At 68.5% G+C, this 16,505-nt stretch carries 21 protein-coding genes, 1 tRNA gene and 1 pseudogene; 12 read left to right on the forward strand and 11 right to left on the reverse strand.

All coding sequences use genetic code 11. The annotated features are described in order from the left end of the window. Nucleotides 1–35 precede the first annotated feature (35 nt). Entirely contained in the window at nucleotides 36–920 is an 885-nt protein-coding gene (locus ACWEN6_RS29930; RefSeq protein ID WP_452574829.1) for a hypothetical protein, read from the forward strand. Between the two features lie 179 nt (nucleotides 921–1,099). On the opposite strand, the gene ACWEN6_RS29935 is transcribed toward ACWEN6_RS29930, so the two are convergent. Beyond that, nucleotides 1,100–1,765: a DUF6461 domain-containing protein gene (locus tag ACWEN6_RS29935; RefSeq protein WP_452574831.1), complete on the reverse strand. Its 666-nt coding sequence runs from the start codon at nucleotides 1,763–1,765 to the stop codon at nucleotides 1,100–1,102. A 375-nt stretch (nucleotides 1,766–2,140) separates the two neighbouring features. Here ACWEN6_RS29935 and ACWEN6_RS29940 point away from each other — a divergent pair, with 375 nt between their 5' ends. Further along, entirely contained in the window at nucleotides 2,141–2,509 is a 369-nt protein-coding gene (locus ACWEN6_RS29940; protein ID WP_452574833.1) for a hypothetical protein, read from the forward strand. Between the two features lie 497 nt (nucleotides 2,510–3,006). Here ACWEN6_RS29940 and ACWEN6_RS29945 read toward each other — a convergent pair whose 3' ends face one another. Together ACWEN6_RS29945 and ACWEN6_RS29950 are read right to left on the reverse strand one after the other, a co-directional pair. Continuing rightward, nucleotides 3,007–3,396, reverse strand: a complete 390-nt coding sequence (locus tag ACWEN6_RS29945) for a hypothetical protein (RefSeq protein ID WP_452574835.1) — start codon at nucleotides 3,394–3,396, stop codon at nucleotides 3,007–3,009. A 13-nt stretch (nucleotides 3,397–3,409) separates the two neighbouring features. Then, entirely contained in the window at nucleotides 3,410–3,619 is a 210-nt protein-coding gene (locus ACWEN6_RS29950) for a hypothetical protein (RefSeq protein WP_452574837.1), read from the reverse strand. 6 nt (nucleotides 3,620–3,625) lie between these two features. On the opposite strand from ACWEN6_RS29950, the pseudogene ACWEN6_RS29955 reads away from it, so the two are divergent. Beyond that, a pseudogene (locus tag ACWEN6_RS29955) lies at nucleotides 3,626–3,757 on the forward strand (IS5/IS1182 family transposase); the annotation flags it as partial. Here the strand turns inward: ACWEN6_RS29955 and ACWEN6_RS29960 are convergent. Next, nucleotides 3,747–3,881: a hypothetical protein gene (locus tag ACWEN6_RS29960; protein WP_452574839.1), complete on the reverse strand. Its 135-nt coding sequence runs from the start codon at nucleotides 3,879–3,881 to the stop codon at nucleotides 3,747–3,749. The pseudogene ACWEN6_RS29955 and the gene ACWEN6_RS29960 sit on opposite strands and share 11 nt — an antisense overlap. A 72-nt stretch (nucleotides 3,882–3,953) precedes the next feature. After that, the gene (locus ACWEN6_RS29965; protein ID WP_452574841.1) at nucleotides 3,954–4,595 is read right to left on the reverse strand and encodes a TetR/AcrR family transcriptional regulator; all 642 of its coding nucleotides are present in this window, start codon (nucleotides 4,593–4,595) and stop codon (nucleotides 3,954–3,956) included. Between the two features lie 143 nt (nucleotides 4,596–4,738). Here ACWEN6_RS29965 and ACWEN6_RS29970 point away from each other — a divergent pair, with 143 nt between their 5' ends. Beyond that, the gene (locus ACWEN6_RS29970) at nucleotides 4,739–4,897 is read left to right on the forward strand and encodes a hypothetical protein (RefSeq protein WP_452574843.1); all 159 of its coding nucleotides are present in this window, start codon (nucleotides 4,739–4,741) and stop codon (nucleotides 4,895–4,897) included. 151 nt (nucleotides 4,898–5,048) lie between these two features. On the opposite strand, the gene ACWEN6_RS29975 is transcribed toward ACWEN6_RS29970, so the two are convergent. Together ACWEN6_RS29975 and ACWEN6_RS29980 are read right to left on the reverse strand one after the other, a co-directional pair. Further along, nucleotides 5,049–5,231 (reverse strand): helix-turn-helix domain-containing protein, encoded by a 183-nt coding sequence (locus tag ACWEN6_RS29975; RefSeq protein WP_452574845.1) that lies wholly within the window; start codon nucleotides 5,229–5,231, stop codon nucleotides 5,049–5,051. 10 nt (nucleotides 5,232–5,241) lie between these two features. After that, nucleotides 5,242–5,385: a hypothetical protein gene (locus ACWEN6_RS29980; protein ID WP_452574847.1), complete on the reverse strand. Its 144-nt coding sequence runs from the start codon at nucleotides 5,383–5,385 to the stop codon at nucleotides 5,242–5,244. A 116-nt stretch (nucleotides 5,386–5,501) separates the two neighbouring features. Here ACWEN6_RS29980 and ACWEN6_RS29985 point away from each other — a divergent pair, with 116 nt between their 5' ends. Next, a complete protein-coding gene (locus ACWEN6_RS29985; RefSeq protein WP_452574849.1) occupies nucleotides 5,502–5,648 on the forward strand; it encodes a hypothetical protein in 147 nt (48 codons plus the stop codon). A gap of 465 nt (nucleotides 5,649–6,113) precedes the next feature. Here the strand turns inward: ACWEN6_RS29985 and ACWEN6_RS29990 are convergent, their stop codons facing one another. After that, nucleotides 6,114–6,962, reverse strand: a complete 849-nt coding sequence (locus ACWEN6_RS29990; RefSeq protein WP_452574851.1) for an SDR family NAD(P)-dependent oxidoreductase — start codon at nucleotides 6,960–6,962, stop codon at nucleotides 6,114–6,116. Nucleotides 6,963–7,118: 156 nt separating this feature from the next. On the opposite strand from ACWEN6_RS29990, the gene ACWEN6_RS29995 reads away from it, so the two are divergent. From ACWEN6_RS29995 to ACWEN6_RS30005, 3 genes are all read left to right on the forward strand, one after another. Then, nucleotides 7,119–7,991, forward strand: coding sequence for a helix-turn-helix transcriptional regulator (locus ACWEN6_RS29995; RefSeq protein WP_452574853.1), 873 nt, complete (start codon nucleotides 7,119–7,121; stop codon nucleotides 7,989–7,991). Between the two features lie 470 nt (nucleotides 7,992–8,461). Continuing rightward, a complete protein-coding gene (locus ACWEN6_RS30000) occupies nucleotides 8,462–8,620 on the forward strand; it encodes a hypothetical protein (protein ID WP_452574855.1) in 159 nt (52 codons plus the stop codon). 6 nt (nucleotides 8,621–8,626) lie between these two features. Next, nucleotides 8,627–8,788: a hypothetical protein gene (locus ACWEN6_RS30005; protein WP_452574857.1), complete on the forward strand. Its 162-nt coding sequence runs from the start codon at nucleotides 8,627–8,629 to the stop codon at nucleotides 8,786–8,788. A 117-nt stretch (nucleotides 8,789–8,905) separates the two neighbouring features. On the opposite strand, the gene ACWEN6_RS30010 is transcribed toward ACWEN6_RS30005, so the two are convergent. Continuing rightward, a complete protein-coding gene (locus ACWEN6_RS30010) occupies nucleotides 8,906–10,015 on the reverse strand; it encodes a hypothetical protein (protein WP_452574859.1) in 1,110 nt (369 codons plus the stop codon). Nucleotides 10,016–10,077: 62 nt separating this feature from the next. Here ACWEN6_RS30010 and ACWEN6_RS30015 point away from each other — a divergent pair, with 62 nt between their 5' ends. Beyond that, nucleotides 10,078–11,208: a recombinase family protein gene (locus ACWEN6_RS30015; RefSeq protein WP_452574861.1), complete on the forward strand. Its 1,131-nt coding sequence runs from the start codon at nucleotides 10,078–10,080 to the stop codon at nucleotides 11,206–11,208. Nucleotides 11,209–11,326: 118 nt separating this feature from the next. Here the strand turns inward: ACWEN6_RS30015 and ACWEN6_RS30020 are convergent. Then, nucleotides 11,327–11,415, reverse strand: a tRNA-Leu gene (locus ACWEN6_RS30020). 177 nt (nucleotides 11,416–11,592) lie between these two features. Here ACWEN6_RS30020 and ACWEN6_RS30025 point away from each other — a divergent pair. Then, a complete protein-coding gene (locus ACWEN6_RS30025) occupies nucleotides 11,593–12,891 on the forward strand; it encodes a M20/M25/M40 family metallo-hydrolase (protein ID WP_354918224.1) in 1,299 nt (432 codons plus the stop codon). 40 nt (nucleotides 12,892–12,931) lie between these two features. Here the strand turns inward: ACWEN6_RS30025 and ACWEN6_RS30030 are convergent, their stop codons facing one another. Next, the gene (locus ACWEN6_RS30030; protein WP_452574863.1) at nucleotides 12,932–13,555 is read right to left on the reverse strand and encodes a hypothetical protein; all 624 of its coding nucleotides are present in this window, start codon (nucleotides 13,553–13,555) and stop codon (nucleotides 12,932–12,934) included. Nucleotides 13,556–13,720: 165 nt separating this feature from the next. On the opposite strand from ACWEN6_RS30030, the gene ACWEN6_RS30035 reads away from it, so the two are divergent. Together ACWEN6_RS30035 and ACWEN6_RS30040 are read left to right on the forward strand one after the other, a co-directional pair. Beyond that, complete coding sequence (locus ACWEN6_RS30035) at nucleotides 13,721–13,975, forward strand: hypothetical protein (protein ID WP_452574865.1); 255 nt, start codon at nucleotides 13,721–13,723, stop codon at nucleotides 13,973–13,975. Nucleotides 13,976–14,616: 641 nt separating this feature from the next. Next, nucleotides 14,617–16,380 (forward strand): chaplin family protein, encoded by a 1,764-nt coding sequence (locus tag ACWEN6_RS30040; RefSeq protein WP_452574867.1) that lies wholly within the window; start codon nucleotides 14,617–14,619, stop codon nucleotides 16,378–16,380. Nucleotides 16,381–16,505: the final 125 nt, after the last annotated feature.

Consider the following 16,505-nt stretch of genomic DNA (forward strand, 5'->3'; position numbering starts at 1 on the left):
GTGGCGCCCTTGGCCTGGGAAAGGCGGTAGGACCGGTGAAGAGTACGTCCGAGGGACACAATGCGGCGCACGTCCCGGCGCGGAGCGCCACCCGCGAGGCGGCGCCGGCTCGGCGGCCGGCGGAAGATACCCCCGCGGGGCTCCAGGTGGCCCAGAGCGGCTACACCCTCACGCCACTCACCACGGGCGTCAGGCCGGACGCGGCGACCGACTTCCGCTTCACCGTCACCGGCCCCGACGGCCGGCCGGTCACCGATTATCAGGTCGGGCACGAGAAGAAGCTCCACCTGATCGTCGTGTCCCGCGACCTGCGAACATTCCAGCACCTGCACCCCGCTCTGACCTCTGACGGCATGTGGTCGGTCAAGCTCACGCTGCCCGGTGCGGGCGCCTACCGGGTGTTCGCCGACTTCGCGCCCACCGGTGGCAGCGCGATGACGTTGGGCGCCGATCTGCTGGTGGCAGGCGATTATGAGCCGAAGGCGTTGCCGGCGGTCACTCGCAAGGTCGACGTCGACGGCTACTCCGTCAGCCTCGGCGGCGACCTGACTCCCGGACGGTCGAGCAGGCTGACGTTGCGGGTGACCAAGAAGGGTGAGCCGGTGACCGATCTGGAGCCGTACCTCGGCGCCTATGGGCACCTGGTGGCCCTGCGGGCCGGAGACCTTGCGTACCTGCACGCCCATCCCGACGGCGCGCCCGGCGACGGCCGGACCAAGGCCGGACCCGAGATCGTCTTCCATGCCGAGGTGCCCAGCGACGGCGACTACCGGCTGTTCCTGGACTTCAAGCACGAAGGCCAGGTCCGCACCGCCGGCTTCACCCTGCGCTCCGCGCGGACGGCGGCTCAGACGCCGACGAGCCCCGAACCGGCGACCGCCAACCCCGAGCCCAGCGGACACGGCGACCACGGCCACTGAGCGAGAGAAACGAGAAAGTGATGTCCTCCCGCACCGATACCGCCGGAACGCGGTCGGACTTCGATCGGCGGCATGGCTCGCGCGTCTCGCGTCACCGCATCGAGCGCAACCTGAACAAGCTCGCCGGGTGACGCCAACGGTTGAGCACGCCACCGACGTTCTTCCGATACGAGTGCTGTTCACCACCTGATGGTGATCGGCCCCACGAGCATCGGGCGGTCAAGGATCTCCGGTGTGAACGGCACCCCGGTGACCTTTGCCGCCAATGCGAAGCCTCTCGGCACGGCGGTGTCGTAGTTGTCCTTCCAAGCGGTGTCCCAGGCGGCCTCGTCCTCTGGTTTGTCCAGCCCCATGCCCAGCTCCAGCATGGAGCGGTTGAGCCGGTCAGGATCGGAACCGTAACGCTCGTATGGGTGCCGCAGCCGGTAGCCGGTGACGACCGTGCCGTCGATCGCGTACTCGAAGCTGTGCTCGGCGGCGTAGTCGTGCCGGGTGACCGCAAGCACCTCACAGCCCCGCGACAGCTTGGTCACCACCTCGTGGAGCGTGACCAACCAGCCGTAGGGCTCGATGGCCACGCACCATTCACCGACCTGGACGACACCCACGTAGCCGCCGCCATCCCCGCCGTCCGTCTCCTCGACGAAGTCCAAGGCCTTCTCGTCGAGCCCGTCGAAGTCGGACTCCTCGCCGGAGTCCTCGCCACATTTGAAGCGGCGCACCACCTCCGCCGGGTCGAGCCCGCGGAAGAAGGCCACGCTGAAGATCACGCCCAGGCGTCCGCCACCCTCGTTCTCGCACACGTTGAGCCACTGGAACGGGGCCAGGAAGTCGGTTGCGGTCATGCGCGACATGGTGGCAGGCCGTCCCGACAATCTGATGTGACCCGGGTTCCGTGAAGTCGGCCCAGTTGTCTGTCATGCCGGCAGGGTCTTTGAGTGCAGCATCTCGTATCCGACCGGTCTGCACCTGACCTACGAACCGACCCGGAAAACAGTGATCGCCCGAGCCGAGCTCGGGCGATCATGTAGAAAGTGAGTCCGAGGGGCGACACCCTCGATACGTACATGCCCTTCACCGCATCCACAATGCTCGTTCTCCCTGGTCGAGAGGGGTGAGGCGAGGTGGGCCCAACCACTCGGGCGGTGCACCGGAGCTACGAACTGCTGATGGCGCAAACCCGTCGAGTTTCCTCAGATCCAGCTAGTGACGGACCAGCCATGGCCGGCGACGAGAACGAAGAGGAGGCCGAACCGTCAGTGGTGGACCGTGGCCGTCTCCGCGACCACGGCATCGTGGATCTCCACAGAGCGGCATGGCTATGGGCGCAGTCGAACCGGCTCCCGGACGGGGCTCTGCCTTCCGGGAAGGCCATAGTTCAGAGCCACTACGCGAGGGTGGAGCAGCGTGATATCCCCAAGCCTCAGTTCGTTGCCGCTGATCCCAATCGTGATGTCAGAGACACTGAGAGCGAGACACTGAGAGCTGCCTCCGAGGACGCGGCGCAGCTCCGGACTGTCGCTGCCGGCGAGTTTCCCGGTGAGGACGCGCATCGTCGGATGGATTGCACACTTCCCTTCCACGAGTAGCCTCGCCATGCGAAGGAAGACCCGATCCAGCCCGGGAAGCTCATCCGGTATCGGGAAGAAGACGTCGCAGTGGCGTTGGACGACGTCTAAATCATCAGCAAGTGTCCTCCAGCGCCGTACCTGCGCCAAGTGAGCTACCTTCTCCGGCGAATCGCGCCTCGTGAAGGCGAGCAGTCCACCGGTCCGCGGCGGACGCTCAGCGGCGCCGCCGACCGACCTCGACCGCGAAACCCTCCACACCGTGGAAAAGGTCCTCGACCGCCCGGCGCTGGCCGCCGTCTGAGTGACCACGGAAACCCATGCTTTGGCCTGCGGGACTCGTGGTCGGGGACGACTGCACCTCACTGTGAGACGGAACTCAGGTACGTGGCGACGACAGACCTCGAGCCGACGCACTGGCGATCCTCGGTGCGGCGAAGACCCGTCACTGAACACCACGACGACCAGGAGGAACGAACTGCGTCAACATGAAAAGGTTGACAACCGGCACGGGAGGATCATGGTCCAGCTTCTACAAAGCGATCCAGGACTTCTTGTCCCTCAACCAGCATCAACCGGGCCAAGTTGTCACCCTTTTCGGTATTGGCGAGCCAAACATCCGTCAAGCCGAACACCCAGTTTCGATTCTCGCCTTCACTCAAGATCCGCTCGAAGGCTTGACGGGGACTCAAGCCCCAGGCCTCGAATCCAGAGTCTCCGATATTTCCGGCAACAGCTAGGGCGTTCTTGAGGAGAACTTCCAGTGCGCTCAGTGCCATCTTCCTTGACTCGTCAGGTCCGGCGCTGGACACGATCGTCGCTCGATACATCACATGGCCGAGCGTCACCCAGTCATCCAGCCCCTCGTCCAGAACCTCTGCTATCAAAGCGCGGACATGCTCGTTCAACAGGATATGCACCTTAATTGGTCTGCCGGATGTGCACCTTGAGTAGTCTCCCGTTTGGGAGGCGTTGACCGAACTCGGTGGCCAGCCAGGCGTCCAGCGATGGAAGGACCTCGGCCTCCCGCAGGTACACGGTCTTGGGACGGTCCACCTTGTTGGCCAGCGCGTACTCGGCGGGGTAACGGCAGCGGTAGTGGGGCTGGTGGTTGTTCCGGTTGCCCTGCATCCGACGGTGGAAAGGACCGTCTCCTGGCCGGCCGGCTGCCGACGCTTACACCGCCGCTACGAACGCCGGGCCGACCACTTCGCGTCCTTCGTCGCCATCGCCGCAGCCCTCATCTGCTACCGCCGCCTCACCAAATGAGTCGTCGTCTTAGGTGGGACCCTGGCGGAGCACAACCAGCAGGGGGCTTCCACGGCTGCGTGTTCGTGTTCGACGGTGCCGCGCTGGCCAGCGAGAACACGGCATGCAGCACGTCGTCGGGCACTGGCTCGGGGCGGAACGCGCGGACCGAGCGACGGTCCGGATCAACCGCTCGGCGTATTCGGGCAGCAGAACATCAGTAGACATCGCTCTCCTTCTGGTCATGCTGCGGGGGTGTGTCCGGGCCGGTCGGCGCGGACGGTTGCTCGTCCGCCGGCAAGAACGTGTCGAGGAGCCTGTCGACGGCGGTCACCAGGCCGGTGGCCGAGCGGGCGGGGTCGAAGATCTGGCTGGTGATGTGGGCGCCGTCGACCAGCATCTGGATGAGGTAGGCGACCTGCCCCGGATCGGCCACCGGCAGTGGCTGGACGAGTTCGGTGAACAGTTCGAGGTAGTGGCGCTTTTGCTCCTGGGCCGCCACGCGCACCGGATGCGCCCGGTCGGGGAACTCCACGACGACGTTCGCCAGCGGGCACCCGCGATGTCCGGGCGCCACGATGGCCTCGGCGATCCCCGCGACCACGCGGCGTAACTGTGCGCGCGGATCATCGGGGTAGGCCGCGCGGACCGCCTCGATGACCTCACGCGGCGAGATGCCCCGTTCCCGTAGGTATGCCACTGCCAAATCGTCCTTCGACCCGAAGGCCCGGTAGATGCTCGGCTTGCCCACCCCGGACCGCTCGGCGATCTCCGCGACGCCGGTGCTTCGGACGCCCTCCTGATAGAACATCTCGCGAGCGGCGTCCCAGACGCGCTCTCCCGCCGGTGTCAGGCTCATCTGCCCTCCTGTCGTACCGATCGGTACGGTACCGTACCGACGGTACGCCCTACGTCAACCTGCTCCAGCTGGATCTCGATGGACTGCAGAGCGCCGTTGCTGGTCGCAGCCGATTCACGTGCGACTGCTCCCTCCGCGCGGGCGTGCTCCAGCTGTTCGGTCAGCTCCGTGAGCTCGTCCTTGCTGCGGCGGCGAACGCCGGCGAGTTCGGGCTCTCCGATGCGCCGTCGGTCGACGAGTTCGACTACGGCTCAACGCGCTGGCGGACCTCACCGCCGGACTGCTCAAGCAACTCGGCGTGACCCGGTACGCGATCGCCGTTCAGGACCACGGCGCCCCGATCGGCGGGCGGCCGACGATCCGCGACCCGGATGCGGTCGTCGCGGTGATCAGCCAGAACGGGAACGGCTACGACGAGGGCTTCGTCGCCGACACCTGGCAGGGCATCTGGCACTACCAGCGGGACAGCAGAAGCTCGAGGGTCGGCTTACGGAGTCCGCCTTCGAGACGCGAAAGGGTGCTCTCGTTGACCCCGGTCCGCCGGGCCACGCCGGCCAGCGTCATACCGCGCCCTCGTCGCAGCTCGCGCAGCCGCCGTCCCACCAATGTCAGGACATCGGCGGCCGTAATCCCCATGGCCCCCGCCTCAGGACGTACGCCAGGCGAACAGCGTGGAGTCGTGAACGTCCACCGTGACACCCTCGCGGATCATCGTTCGCGGCCGCTGGTCGGCCACCAGGACTTCGAAGTCGCCCTGCAGCGCGGGTAGCAGGTCCGCGGCGAGAAACATCGCCGAGCCCCGCCGAGATTCCGCCGGTCAGGGCACCGCACACCGGGGCCGCGGCCGGCGCGCCCACGTTGAAGAACGCCAGGCATGCGCCGCCGACGACAACGGCTGTTGCGGTGATGACCAGTCCGGTGATGAGCTTCTTCCAGAATCCGGTCCAGAACCCGCTGACGCTGATGTCGCCGCGCGGCACCACGACGACGACGCCGTCACCGACGAGCTGGATGCTACCGCCGTACCGGATGTCGTTCGCCGGCTGCTGGTAAAAGCCCACGGGGTGGCCGTGAACGAGGATCTGACCTGCGAACACTGACTGACCTCAGCCGCGACGGCAGGTCGGCCGGGCCCTGCAACGGCCACCGCGACCACCCGAACGAATGTGATCGCCCATCGAAACACCGCCGACTCCCTCACCGCATGCGGGAACTCGATCGCTAGATCGTTCCGCGCTCCCTCGACAAAGCAGAATGGACACTCGGCGGAATCGGCGGTGCCCACGGCCCCGAATGGCGCGGCTACGCCGCGAGTACCACCGCCTGCTCGGCAACGGCTACTACACCCCGCCCACCCGAGCTCGACTGCGCGTTCGAGGCCATCTGCGAGCCTCCAACGCATCGTCCGCCGGCGTGACCATGGCGCCGAGGTCGCCAACGCGGCCGGCCGCCGGGTCATCTTCGCCCACCGCGACGGCGGTCAGCGGCGACAATCGTCCCGACGACAACGGTGCCGGGTTACGCGTCCGGCGTGATGTCGGTGGAGAAGGCCACCTCGCGGCCGTTCTCGACATCGGCGGTCAGCGCGTCGATGCGGGTCTTCGCCAGCCCATACGAGTCGGAGCCGAGCAACTGGTGCAACGGGGCCTTGCCGTCGGCGGCCACGTCCATGATCGCGGCGGCGGCCTTGACCGGATCGCCGAGCTGGGTGCCGGGCATCGCCAGATGCGCCTTGGTCATCTCCCGGATCGCCTCGTAACCGGCGATCGTGGCCGACGGCAGGCCGAGAGAGGTGGTGCGCAGGAAGTCGGTGCGCGTGTAGCCGGGCTCGATGAGATTCACGTCGATGCCGAAGCCGGAGACCTCGGCGGCCAGTGCCTCGGTGAGGCCTTCCAGGGCATACTTTCCGGCGCAGTAGAGACCCCAGCCCGGGAACGCGGTCATGCCGAGGATCGATGAGATGTTGATGATGCGGCCGCCGCGCCGTTCCCGCATGGCCGGCAGCACCGCCCGTAGCACGTTCCAGACTCCGAAGATCTGTACGTCGAACATCTGCCTGGCCTCGCTGTCGGAGACCTCCTCGACCGCGCCGAGGAAGCCATACCCCGCGTTGTTGACCACCACGTCGATCTGACCGAACCGCTGGGTCGACTCCTCGACGGCCGCCGCGACGGCCGCCTCGTCGGTGAGGTCGAGCTCGAGGATCAGCAGCCGCGACCGATCGGCGTCGCCGAGTGCCTCGTCGAGGCGCCGCGCCGTACGAGTGGTGGCGGCCACGGTGTCGCCGCGACGCAGCAGTTGAGTGACCAGCTCCAGTCCAAGCCCACTCGACGTGCCGGTGACGAACCAGGTGGTGGGGTATGACATGGGGTTCCTCCTCGTGATGTTCGGATCTCGACGGGTTCCATCCTGCGAGCTGCACCGCCAGCGCCGACAGGCCCGATCTGGCCCAGTGCTACCTGGGAATGCCATGCCCCCTCACGCTCTTCTCGCGGGAAAACGTGCCGCGCGATAATTCCTGGCATGGCGGCGAACACGGACCTGAGCGACTTTCTGCGGACGTGCCGGGCGAATACGACCCCCGAGACAGCCGGGATCGTCGCACCGGACGCGGCACCCAGGCGGCGGGTACGCGGGTTGCGTCGAGAAGAGGTGGCGCATCTCGCCGGAGTGAGCGTCGACTACTACACCCGCCTGGAGCAGGCGCGCCACAGCACCCCGTCGGACGCGGTCGTTGACGCCCTGGCACGGGTGTTCCGGCTGGATCCGGCCGCCCGCGCACACCTGGCCGACCTCGCGCGACCGGCCCGGCAACGCGCCAGGCAGCCACCGCCGCAGCGCGTGCGCCCGGCCATGCAGCAGATGATCGCCTCGATGACCGAGCACCCGGCAGTGATCCTGGGCCGGCGCACCGACGTGCTGGCCGCGAACCTGCTCGCCCGCGCCCTGCTCACCGACTGGACGCGGCTGCCGGCCCGGGACCGCAACTACACGCGGTGGATCTTCCTCGATCCCGGTGCCCGCGCCGCTTTCCTCGACTGGCCGTCCGTGGCCGCCGACGTCGTCGGCACGCTGCGCCTTTACGCCGGCCGCAACCCGGACGACACCAGGCTCAGCGAACTGGTCGGCGAACTCACGATCAAGAGCCCTGAGTTCCGTAGTGGGTGGAACAGCCACAAGGTGCACGAGCGCACTCACGGCACCAAGCACATGATCCACCCCGCCGTTGGGCCGATCACCTTACGGTATGAAGCCTTGACGCTGCCCGGCGACGAGGACCAGACACTCTTCCTCTACACCGCCGACCCTGGCAGCCCGTCACAGGAAAACCTGCGGCTGCTCGGCTTGACAGTCAGTGAGTACCAGATCACGGCAAGCCGCCGGTCAGGTAATTGAGCCACCTGGCGACGGCATGGTCCATTGCGCTCACTCATGCCCCAGCAGGAACTTACGGTGAGAACGAAGGGATGGGCAATCGGTTCGTGTCGCCCCTCGGACACCAACCTTTTGCACATGTGGAGGTCAGGAGAAATCCGGGCCTCCACTAGCTGTTTCTGAGGCCGGAACGTCAGCCGCAGCCCGATCTGAGCGTAGACCTCGGCCTTGTCGGCCGGGTCGGCCTCCTGGAGCACCTGAACCAGGTCTCCAAGTGCAGTGATCACTTCGTCGATCTCTTTCCTTGACATACCGCGCCGCCCGGCGGCTTGCGCGGGCCACACGTCGGTGAACTTCGAGGAGGTCGACGTACGGTCCCGGCTGCTGGAACTGACCGTGGTCGGGGACCGGACAAGTGCATCGACGCGGTCGGCCTCGAGGCCACCCACGGCAGCGCGCACATCACCGCGTACGACCGGCTCAAGCAGGCCGTGAGGTTGGAGACCGCCCGCCCGCACGCGGTGCGCCAAGCGATCCTGTCGTGTCGCAGCGGCGGCGTGGTCTCGGTGATCGACGTCTATGGGGGCCTGCTGGACAAGTTAGCCGCCGGCGCGTGGATGAACCGGGCGCTGACCCTGCGTACCGGGTAACGCCACGTGCAGCGCTACATGAAGCCGCTGCTGCAGCGCATCGAGCGCGGAGAGTTCGATCCCACCCGGGTCATCGCCCACAGGCTGCCGCTCGACGAGGCGGAACGCGGCTTCGAGTTCTTCAAAAACAAGCAGGATAACTGCCAGAAGGTCGTCCTCAAACCCTGACGACCACCCGCATCCGGCCGCCGCGGCGAGCGTGTTGGCCGGATGCGGGTCTGTCCGGCGGCGCTGGTCTGCGGTGCCCGCCCAGCAGCGCGGATGAGTCCTGCCCCGGGGCGGGAACTACGCGTCCTTCTCGTCTCGCCAGCCGCCGGGCTCGGGATGGTAGCCGTAAGCGGCGGCCCGCACCGTCTCCTCGTCCTCCAGCCCGGAGCCGATCGTGCCGCCGACGGTGGCCAGCGAGCTTATGATCCAGGCCAATATCAGGTAGTCGGTGAAATCGACCGACCGCTGCAGGGTCCGTTCAAGGACGGATGTGTCGATCAGCAGCGCTGCTGCGAGTATCGTTCCGGCGAACAGCACCAGATAGGACACCCCGGTGGCCAGGGTCAGGGTGAGGATCGTGCCCAGGTTGAACAGCCGGGCCAGCTCAGCCGGTGTCTCGCGGTCCGGTTTTTTCCATAGGTCGTGCGCGACGATCAGCCAGGCCACCAACGCGGTCAGCCCGAGAATCATGATCACGGTGAGGCGGAGTCCGCCGAGCGCATCGCCCATCTGCCAGATGGTGCCGGTGGTGAGCGCGAACGCGGCCGTGCCGAAGGCGCCGACCAGCAGTTTGGACAGGCCCAGCAGGGCGCGCCCCGGGCGGTTGGCCCGGACCATTCCGGTCACCAGCCGCACCCGGCCGATCAGCCGCGAGGCGACGTAGCCGAGTTCCCCGGCATCGGCTCCGCCGACCACCCGGTGAATGGCGGCGACCTGGCCGGTCAGCTCGGCCGGTGCCCAGCCGGCCATCAGCACCCGCTCCTCGGCGGCGTCGATGAGTAGCCGACCCACCAGACCCGGAACGGCTGCGCGGACCGCTCGCAGCTGGCGCAGCCCCAGCGCCGGCAAGGACACCATCGCGACTCGGCGCCGGGCGGACGTCTGCGCGACCAACGGCACCCTCTCGGTGTGCAGCGGCAGGTCGGTCAGGCAGATCGCGACGTCCCACCGGGCGTCGGCGCGCCGACGAGCAAGATCGTCGAGTAGCCCCTCAACGCCGCTGTCGCGTCGCGGAGCCACTTCACCCCAGCCTTCACGGACGATCCACCGCACGTCCGCGTCCACCTGCTCGGCGAGCCGATCGGCCAGCTCGGCGGTGAGCCGCTTAACCACCAGGGCCGGGTAGTCCGGCGGAGTGGCCACGAGTCCGACGACGATCTCTGGCCGACGCTGATCACTGGTGGCCATTGGCGCTCCTCGCCGGTAGCCGGGCGAAACCCCGGGACCGACTACCGACTGTCGCGTGACACATGCATAGTGTATTGGGTCATGCCCCTTATGGCCGTCAAGCAGCCGGCCATGCGCTTCGCTGTTATCGCTGGACCGCGACCGCCTTGACTTGGACATCAAAGTCTCCATCAATCCCGGCGCGGTTCAACCTTGGACCGCACCCCAACCCCAGCAAGGCGGCCGACGGCAAAAGACTCCATGGCCTGGCACCGGACCCGGCCACCGGCCAGGTGGTTCGCCGGATCTTTCACGAGTTCATCGCCGGTAAGGGGATCTACGCCATCGCCGAAGGGCTCACCCGCGACGGCATCAAGTGCCCCTCCGCCAGCGATCGCGGCCGGAACCGGCACCGCGAAGGCATCGCCTGGTCCAAGGGTGCCGTCCGAGTCCTTCTCACCAACCCCCGCTACACCGGCCGTCAGGTGTGGAACAAACACCGCAAGGACGAGGTCCTCATCGACGTCCACGACGTCGCGCTCGGCCACATGACCAAGCAGCGCTGGAACGACGCCGGACAGTGGGTGTGGTCCGACCAGATCACTCACGAGTCGCTGGTCACGACCGAGGAGTTCCAGAAAGCTCAGGCCGTCCTCGCCGGCCGCGGTCGCGGTCCCACTGCCCACATGCCGCACCCCACTCGCCGGAGCTATGCGCTACGTGGCGTGCTGTTCTGCGGTTACTGCGACCGTCGGATGCAGGGCAACCGGAACAACGACCAGCCGTACTACCGCTGCCGTTACCCCGCCGAGTACGCGCTGGCCAACAAGGTGAACCGTCCCAAGACCGTGTACCTGCGGGAGGCCGAGGTCCTTCCATCGCTGGACGCCTGGCTGGCCACCGAGTTCGGTCAACGGCACCGGGAGGAGACCGTCCGCTTCCTCGCCGAGCACGGGCAAGGCGGTACGGACACTGCTGCCGAAGCGGCCCGGCAGAAGATCGCGGAATGTGACCGCAAGCTTGCCCAGCATCGCGCCGCGCTGGAGGCAGGCGCCGATCCCGCCCTCATCACCCAGTGGATGGCCGAGACTCAGGCGCAGCGGATAGCGGCCCAAGCCCAGCAGCGGCAGGCCGCCGGACAGCGCCGCATGTCCAGAAAGGAGATCGACAAAGTGATCGCCGCACTTGGAGACCTGGTTCAGGTGCTCCAGTAGGCCGACCCGGCCGACAAGGCCGAGGTCTACGCTCAGATCGGGCTGCGGCTGACGTTCCGGCCTCAGAAACAGCTAGTGGAGGCCCGGATTTCTCCTGACCTCCACATGTGCAAAAGGTTGGTGTCCGAGGGGGGACTTGAACCCCCATGCCCCGTAAAGGGCACTAGCACCTCAAGCTAGCGCGTCTGCCTATTCCGCCACCCGGACAGTGGTGCCTGCACGTTGGAACGTCTTCCCGCGTCGGCTGAACTAGGTTAGCAAACTCCGGGCACTCCTTCATACCGGTAAGCCGGAGGGGAGGATGCGCTATGCCGGAGATGCTGGTAGGTGCCCCTTGGCGGCAGGATGGGGGTGTCAGCCTGTACTTGACCGAAGGAGCAGGGGATGACCGCGTTCAACGGCGAGGAGGAGGTCGTAGAGCTGTGCCGCGACCTGATCCGCATCGACTCGACCAACGCTGGGGACAACGCGGGCCCGGGAGAGAGGGCCGCCGCGGAGTACGTCGCGGAGAAGCTGGCCGAGGTCGGCCTGGAACCGCGCATCCTCGAGAGTGACGACAAGCGGGCCAACGTGATCGCCCGCATCGAGGGTGAGGACTCCGGGCGGGAGGCGTTGCTGCTCCACGGGCACCTCGACGTGGTTCCGTTCAACGCGGACGACTGGACCCATCACCCGCTCAGCGGTGAGATCGCCGATGGGTGCGTCTGGGGACGCGGCGCGGTGGACATGAAGGACATGGACGCCATGATCCTGGCGGTCGTCCGGCAGCGGCTCAGTGAGGGGCGCAGGCCGCCGCGCGATGTGGTGCTCGCTTTCACGGCCGACGAGGAGGCCGGCGGCACCTATGGTGCGCAGTGGCTGTCCAACGAGCACCGTGACCTGTTCGAGGGGTGCACCGAGGCGATCGGCGAGGTCGGCGGGTTCAGCGTCTCCGTCGGCGAGGCCAGGAGGCTGTACCTAATTGAGGCGGCCGAGAAGGGCATCGCCTGGATGACGCTCAGGGCCGCGGGCCGGGCCGGGCACGGGTCGATGCTCAACAACGAGAACGCGGTGACCGAGCTGGCCGAGGCCGTCGCGCGCATCGGGCGTCACGAATGGCCGGTGCGGCTGACCCCGACCGTGCGCAGCTTCTTCCTGGAGGCCTTCGAGATCGAGCTGGAGGCCGATGACGCCGAGGCGGCGGTGGCCAAGCTCGGGTCGCTGGCACGCATGATCGGCGCGACGCTGCGCAACACGGCCAACCCAACAATGCTCGACGCCGGCTACAAGGCCAACGTGATCCCCCAGACCGCGACGGCGCATGTGGACGGGCGCTTCCTGCCCGGCTACGAGGAGGAGTTCTTCGCCACCATCGACGACCTGCTGGGGCCCAATGTGACTCGGGAGTTCGTCTATCACGACGTCGCGGTCGAGACGGCCTTCGAGGGGCCGCTCGTGCGGGCGATGGCCGGCGCGTTGCAGGCCGAGGATCCCGGGGCGCGAGCCGTGCCGTACACGCTGTCGGGAGGCACGGACCTCAAGGCCTTCAGCCGGATGGGGATCCGGGGCTTCGGGTTCGCGCCGCTGAAGCTGCCCGCCGACTTGGACTTCTCTGGCATGTTCCATGGCATCGATGAGCGGGTTCCGGTGGATTCGCTCAAGTTCGGGGTGCGAGTTCTTGACCGTTTCTTGGACGGCTGCTGACGTGTTCCGCGAAAAAGCGTTGCCATAACTCAAAGTGCTGCTAGCGTGACTCTCCGTTGAGGGGCTGGTTCCAGGGTCCGTCCTGCGAAAGCGGGGCGTTCAAGGAGTTCAAGGAGGTCACGTGGCACGCATGCCGGAACATCGGCGGAGGGCTCAGTCGCCCACCGTCACCGGTCGCGTGCCCGTGATCGTTACCGATGATCAGATCCAGGTGATCGTGACGCGGGAAGGCCGGATGGCACGGTTCGTGGCCGGCTCCCGGTTCGTTCGCCTGGTGGCCATCGGCGGTCTGATCGCCGCCGGCTGGCTCCTGGGTGTCGTCTTCGGTGCCGTCGGCGCCGGTCCCGTGGCCGCGGAAGCCCGCGTCCCCGCGAGACAGGTGCCGTCGGCGAAGGCTGTCGAATATGGTCACGGCCATCAGGCGGTAACCGCCGGGGCTGTGGAACACGGTCGGTCGGTCGGTGTCGCCGGGGCTGTGGAACATGGTCGGTCGGTTGGAACTTCCGATGTCGCTGGGCGTGGTCGTCCGGTGATGGCGGGGGGCCTGGCGGTGCTCGGTGGTCCGGCCATGGCCGGTGGTGCCGGAGCGCGCGTCGGCCGTCTCGCCGAGGGCGATGGTCTGGTCGACGCCGATGATCTTCTTGATGACGCTCCAGCGGGTCATCCCGACCGCAGGACGGGTCGTGCGGGGTCGCCCATGAGCGGTGATCTCCGTGGGGTCACTTCCGAGCGCGGTGATGGCTCCGCCACATCTCATGTCGCCACCGGGCCGGCCTCCGCCGGCGGTTTCCCCACGGTGCGCGTCGACGCTCCGGCTGATGCCGGGGCGATGGCAGGCAGGATGGTCGACGGGCTCACCAGCCAGTCGAAGCCCTTGTCTCCCCAACCGTCCACCGCCGACCACTCGGCGGGGGCCAACGGGTTCGTTCCCAGGCCCGGCTCGGGTCCGTTCGGGTCGGGGTTCGGGGACGTCGCGAGGTCGGTCTTCGACCCGCGGCTCGCGGTCGCGCCCGCCGAGATGGCGAGTGTGCTCGCCCCTGTCCTCCGCGCGGTAGCGGACGACCCTTCTTTCTCTCCTGATTGACCCCACTGCTGTGCCGGCCTGGGAGGCGTCAGCCGTCCGACCGGTCGCGGAGCGTGCCGTCGGTCCCCGTCGCGGGAGTGACCATGCCGGCTCCGCGCGGGTGAAAACGTCAGTCTCAGCATCGCGATGATCTCGGGCTCACCGCCCACCGTGCGATCCTCACGAGCTCGTCCACACGAGCCCGGCTCCGCGAACTTCTTCGACTGCTGCGTGACCTCGGTGGTCCGGCCCTATTGGTCTGGTGAGGGCGCTGTGGGTGAGGTGGGCGCGGAGGCCACGATCGGCCCGCTCGTCGTCACCGTCCAGGTGGTCGGCGCAGGTCCGGGCCGGTCGGGGCGGAGGCCGGCGCGCACCGATGCGCTCGATCCGGCCCCTTCCATCTCGGCTTCCTCAGAAGCCGGTCCGGTTCCCGCGAGTTCCGTGTGGACGGTGGTGGCGGGTCGGCTCCGTTCGTAGCCGTCCGGCCATCGCTCGTCCGGGTGGACGGCGGCGGGCGGACGATCGGGCCGGTCGAGTGGCGTGGTCCGCGCCTTTCGGGGCCTCGGGCGGCATGGTCCCGAGTGCGTCGCGGTCTGTCAGGTACTTCCCCCAAGAAACCTCTGTCAGGTACTTCCCCCCAAAGAACCAAGGAGCGATCTGTTATGCGTACGTGGGCGAAGGGTTCTGCCCCCGCGGCTCTTCTCGCGGTCGGCGTCATGGCTCTGGGCAGCGGCACCGCCGTGGCCGACACCTCCGGCACCGGCTCGGTGGGCGGCGGCAACCAGGTGAACCTTCCCATCACCCTCCCCATCGACATCAGCGGCAACGCCGTCGGCGTGATCGGCGAGTCCTCGGCCTCGTCCCGCGGCGGTTCGTCCGTCCAGGGAGGCTCCGGGTCCGCCGGCATCCAGGGCACCACCTCGGGCCGCGGCAGCGTGCTGGGCGGCAACCAGGTCAACGCGCCGATCACGGCCCCGATCAACGCCTGCGGCAACGCCGTCTCTCTCGTGGGGCGCTCGGACGCGGGCTGCCGGGGCGGTGCGACGGTGAAGAACGCCGGTGGCGGCGCGGGCGGCAACAGGACCGACGGCCGGCACAGCGTGCTGGGCGGCAACCAGGTCAACGCGCCGATCACGGCCCCCATCAACGCCTGCGGCAACGCCGTGGCGATCTTCGGCGAGGCGACGGCGGGATGCAAGGGCGGCGCGTCGGTCGTCAGGGGCGGCGCCGGTCGCGGCGCGGGCGGCAACCGCACCTCCGGGCACGGCTCGGTTCTGGGCGGCAACCAGATCGTCGCCCCCATCACCGCGCCGGTCAACATCTGCGGCAACTCGGTCGCCCTGATCGGCGGGGCGTTCTCCGGCTGCCAGGGCGGCGCCCACGTCAAGGGCGGCCACGGCGGCAACGGCTACAACGGGCACGGCCCGCGTCCCGGCTCGGGCGCCGGCCACAACCTCACCGACGGGCGGCACAGCGTCCTGGGCGGCAACCAGATCGTGGCTCCGATCACCGCGCCGATCAACGTCTGCGGCAACGCCGTCGGCAACGGCAACGCGGGGTGCCCCGGCGGCGCCACGGCCCGTCCCGCCGGCCAGGGCGGCGCGGGCGGCAACCGCACCTCCGGGTACGGCTCGGTCCTGGGCGGCAATCAGATCGTCGCCCCCATCACCGCGCCGGTGAACGTCTGCGGCAACGCCGTCGCCGTGATCGGCGAGGCCTTCGCGGGCTGCCGCGGCGGCGCCTCGGTGAAGGGCGGCGCCGGTCGCGGCGCGGGCGGCAACCTCACCGACGGGCGGCACAGCGTCCTGGGCGGCAACCAGATCGTGGCTCCGATCACCGCGCCGATCAACGTCTGCGGCAACGCCGTCGCCGTCCTTGGCGACGCCGCCGCCGGGTGCCTGGGCGGCGCCCGCGTCGGCGGCGGCGGGCCGTGCCAGCGGGTGCCCGTGCCGTGCGGGCCGGCGTACATGGCGCACAGCTCCGGCCAGGTCGCCGGCGCCAAGGCGGCGGGGCTCGGGCTGCTGCCCGAGCTGCCGCTGGTGCCGTCCCTGCCCGGGCAGAGCGGGACGATGATGCGGCAGTCCGGGCCCGCCGGCGTGCCGCCGAAGGCCGACCCCCTGCCGCTGCTGCCGACCCTGCCTGGTGGTGCCCGTGAGGGCGGCAGTGGGCCGTTGGAGCAGGTCACGGGCGTGGTGGCGAACAGCCCCGTGGGCGAGGCCGTGTCGTCCACGCCGGTCGGCGGTGTCGTCGACGGCAAGGCGGCGCGGGAGCTGCCCATCAACCCGGGCCTGATGAGCGCCGAGCAGCCGGTGGGCCTGACGGGCATGAACTCCGGCTCGCTGGTCGCCCTGCTGGCCGGCGCCCTGTTCGCGGCCTCCGCCACGCTCTTCGCGGGCACCCGCCGCCTGCGCCTGCGCCGGAGGTGACCGGCGGCGGTCCCGCCGTCCGGTGATCACCTCGGGAGAGGACGCCGGACGCGGCCGTGGGGTGATCGATGGCGGTGCCACCGTCCGTTGGTCACCCCCAGACCCGGTCGCCGGGTTGATCGGGG

Source organism: Sphaerisporangium sp. NPDC004334 (assembly GCF_053602655.1).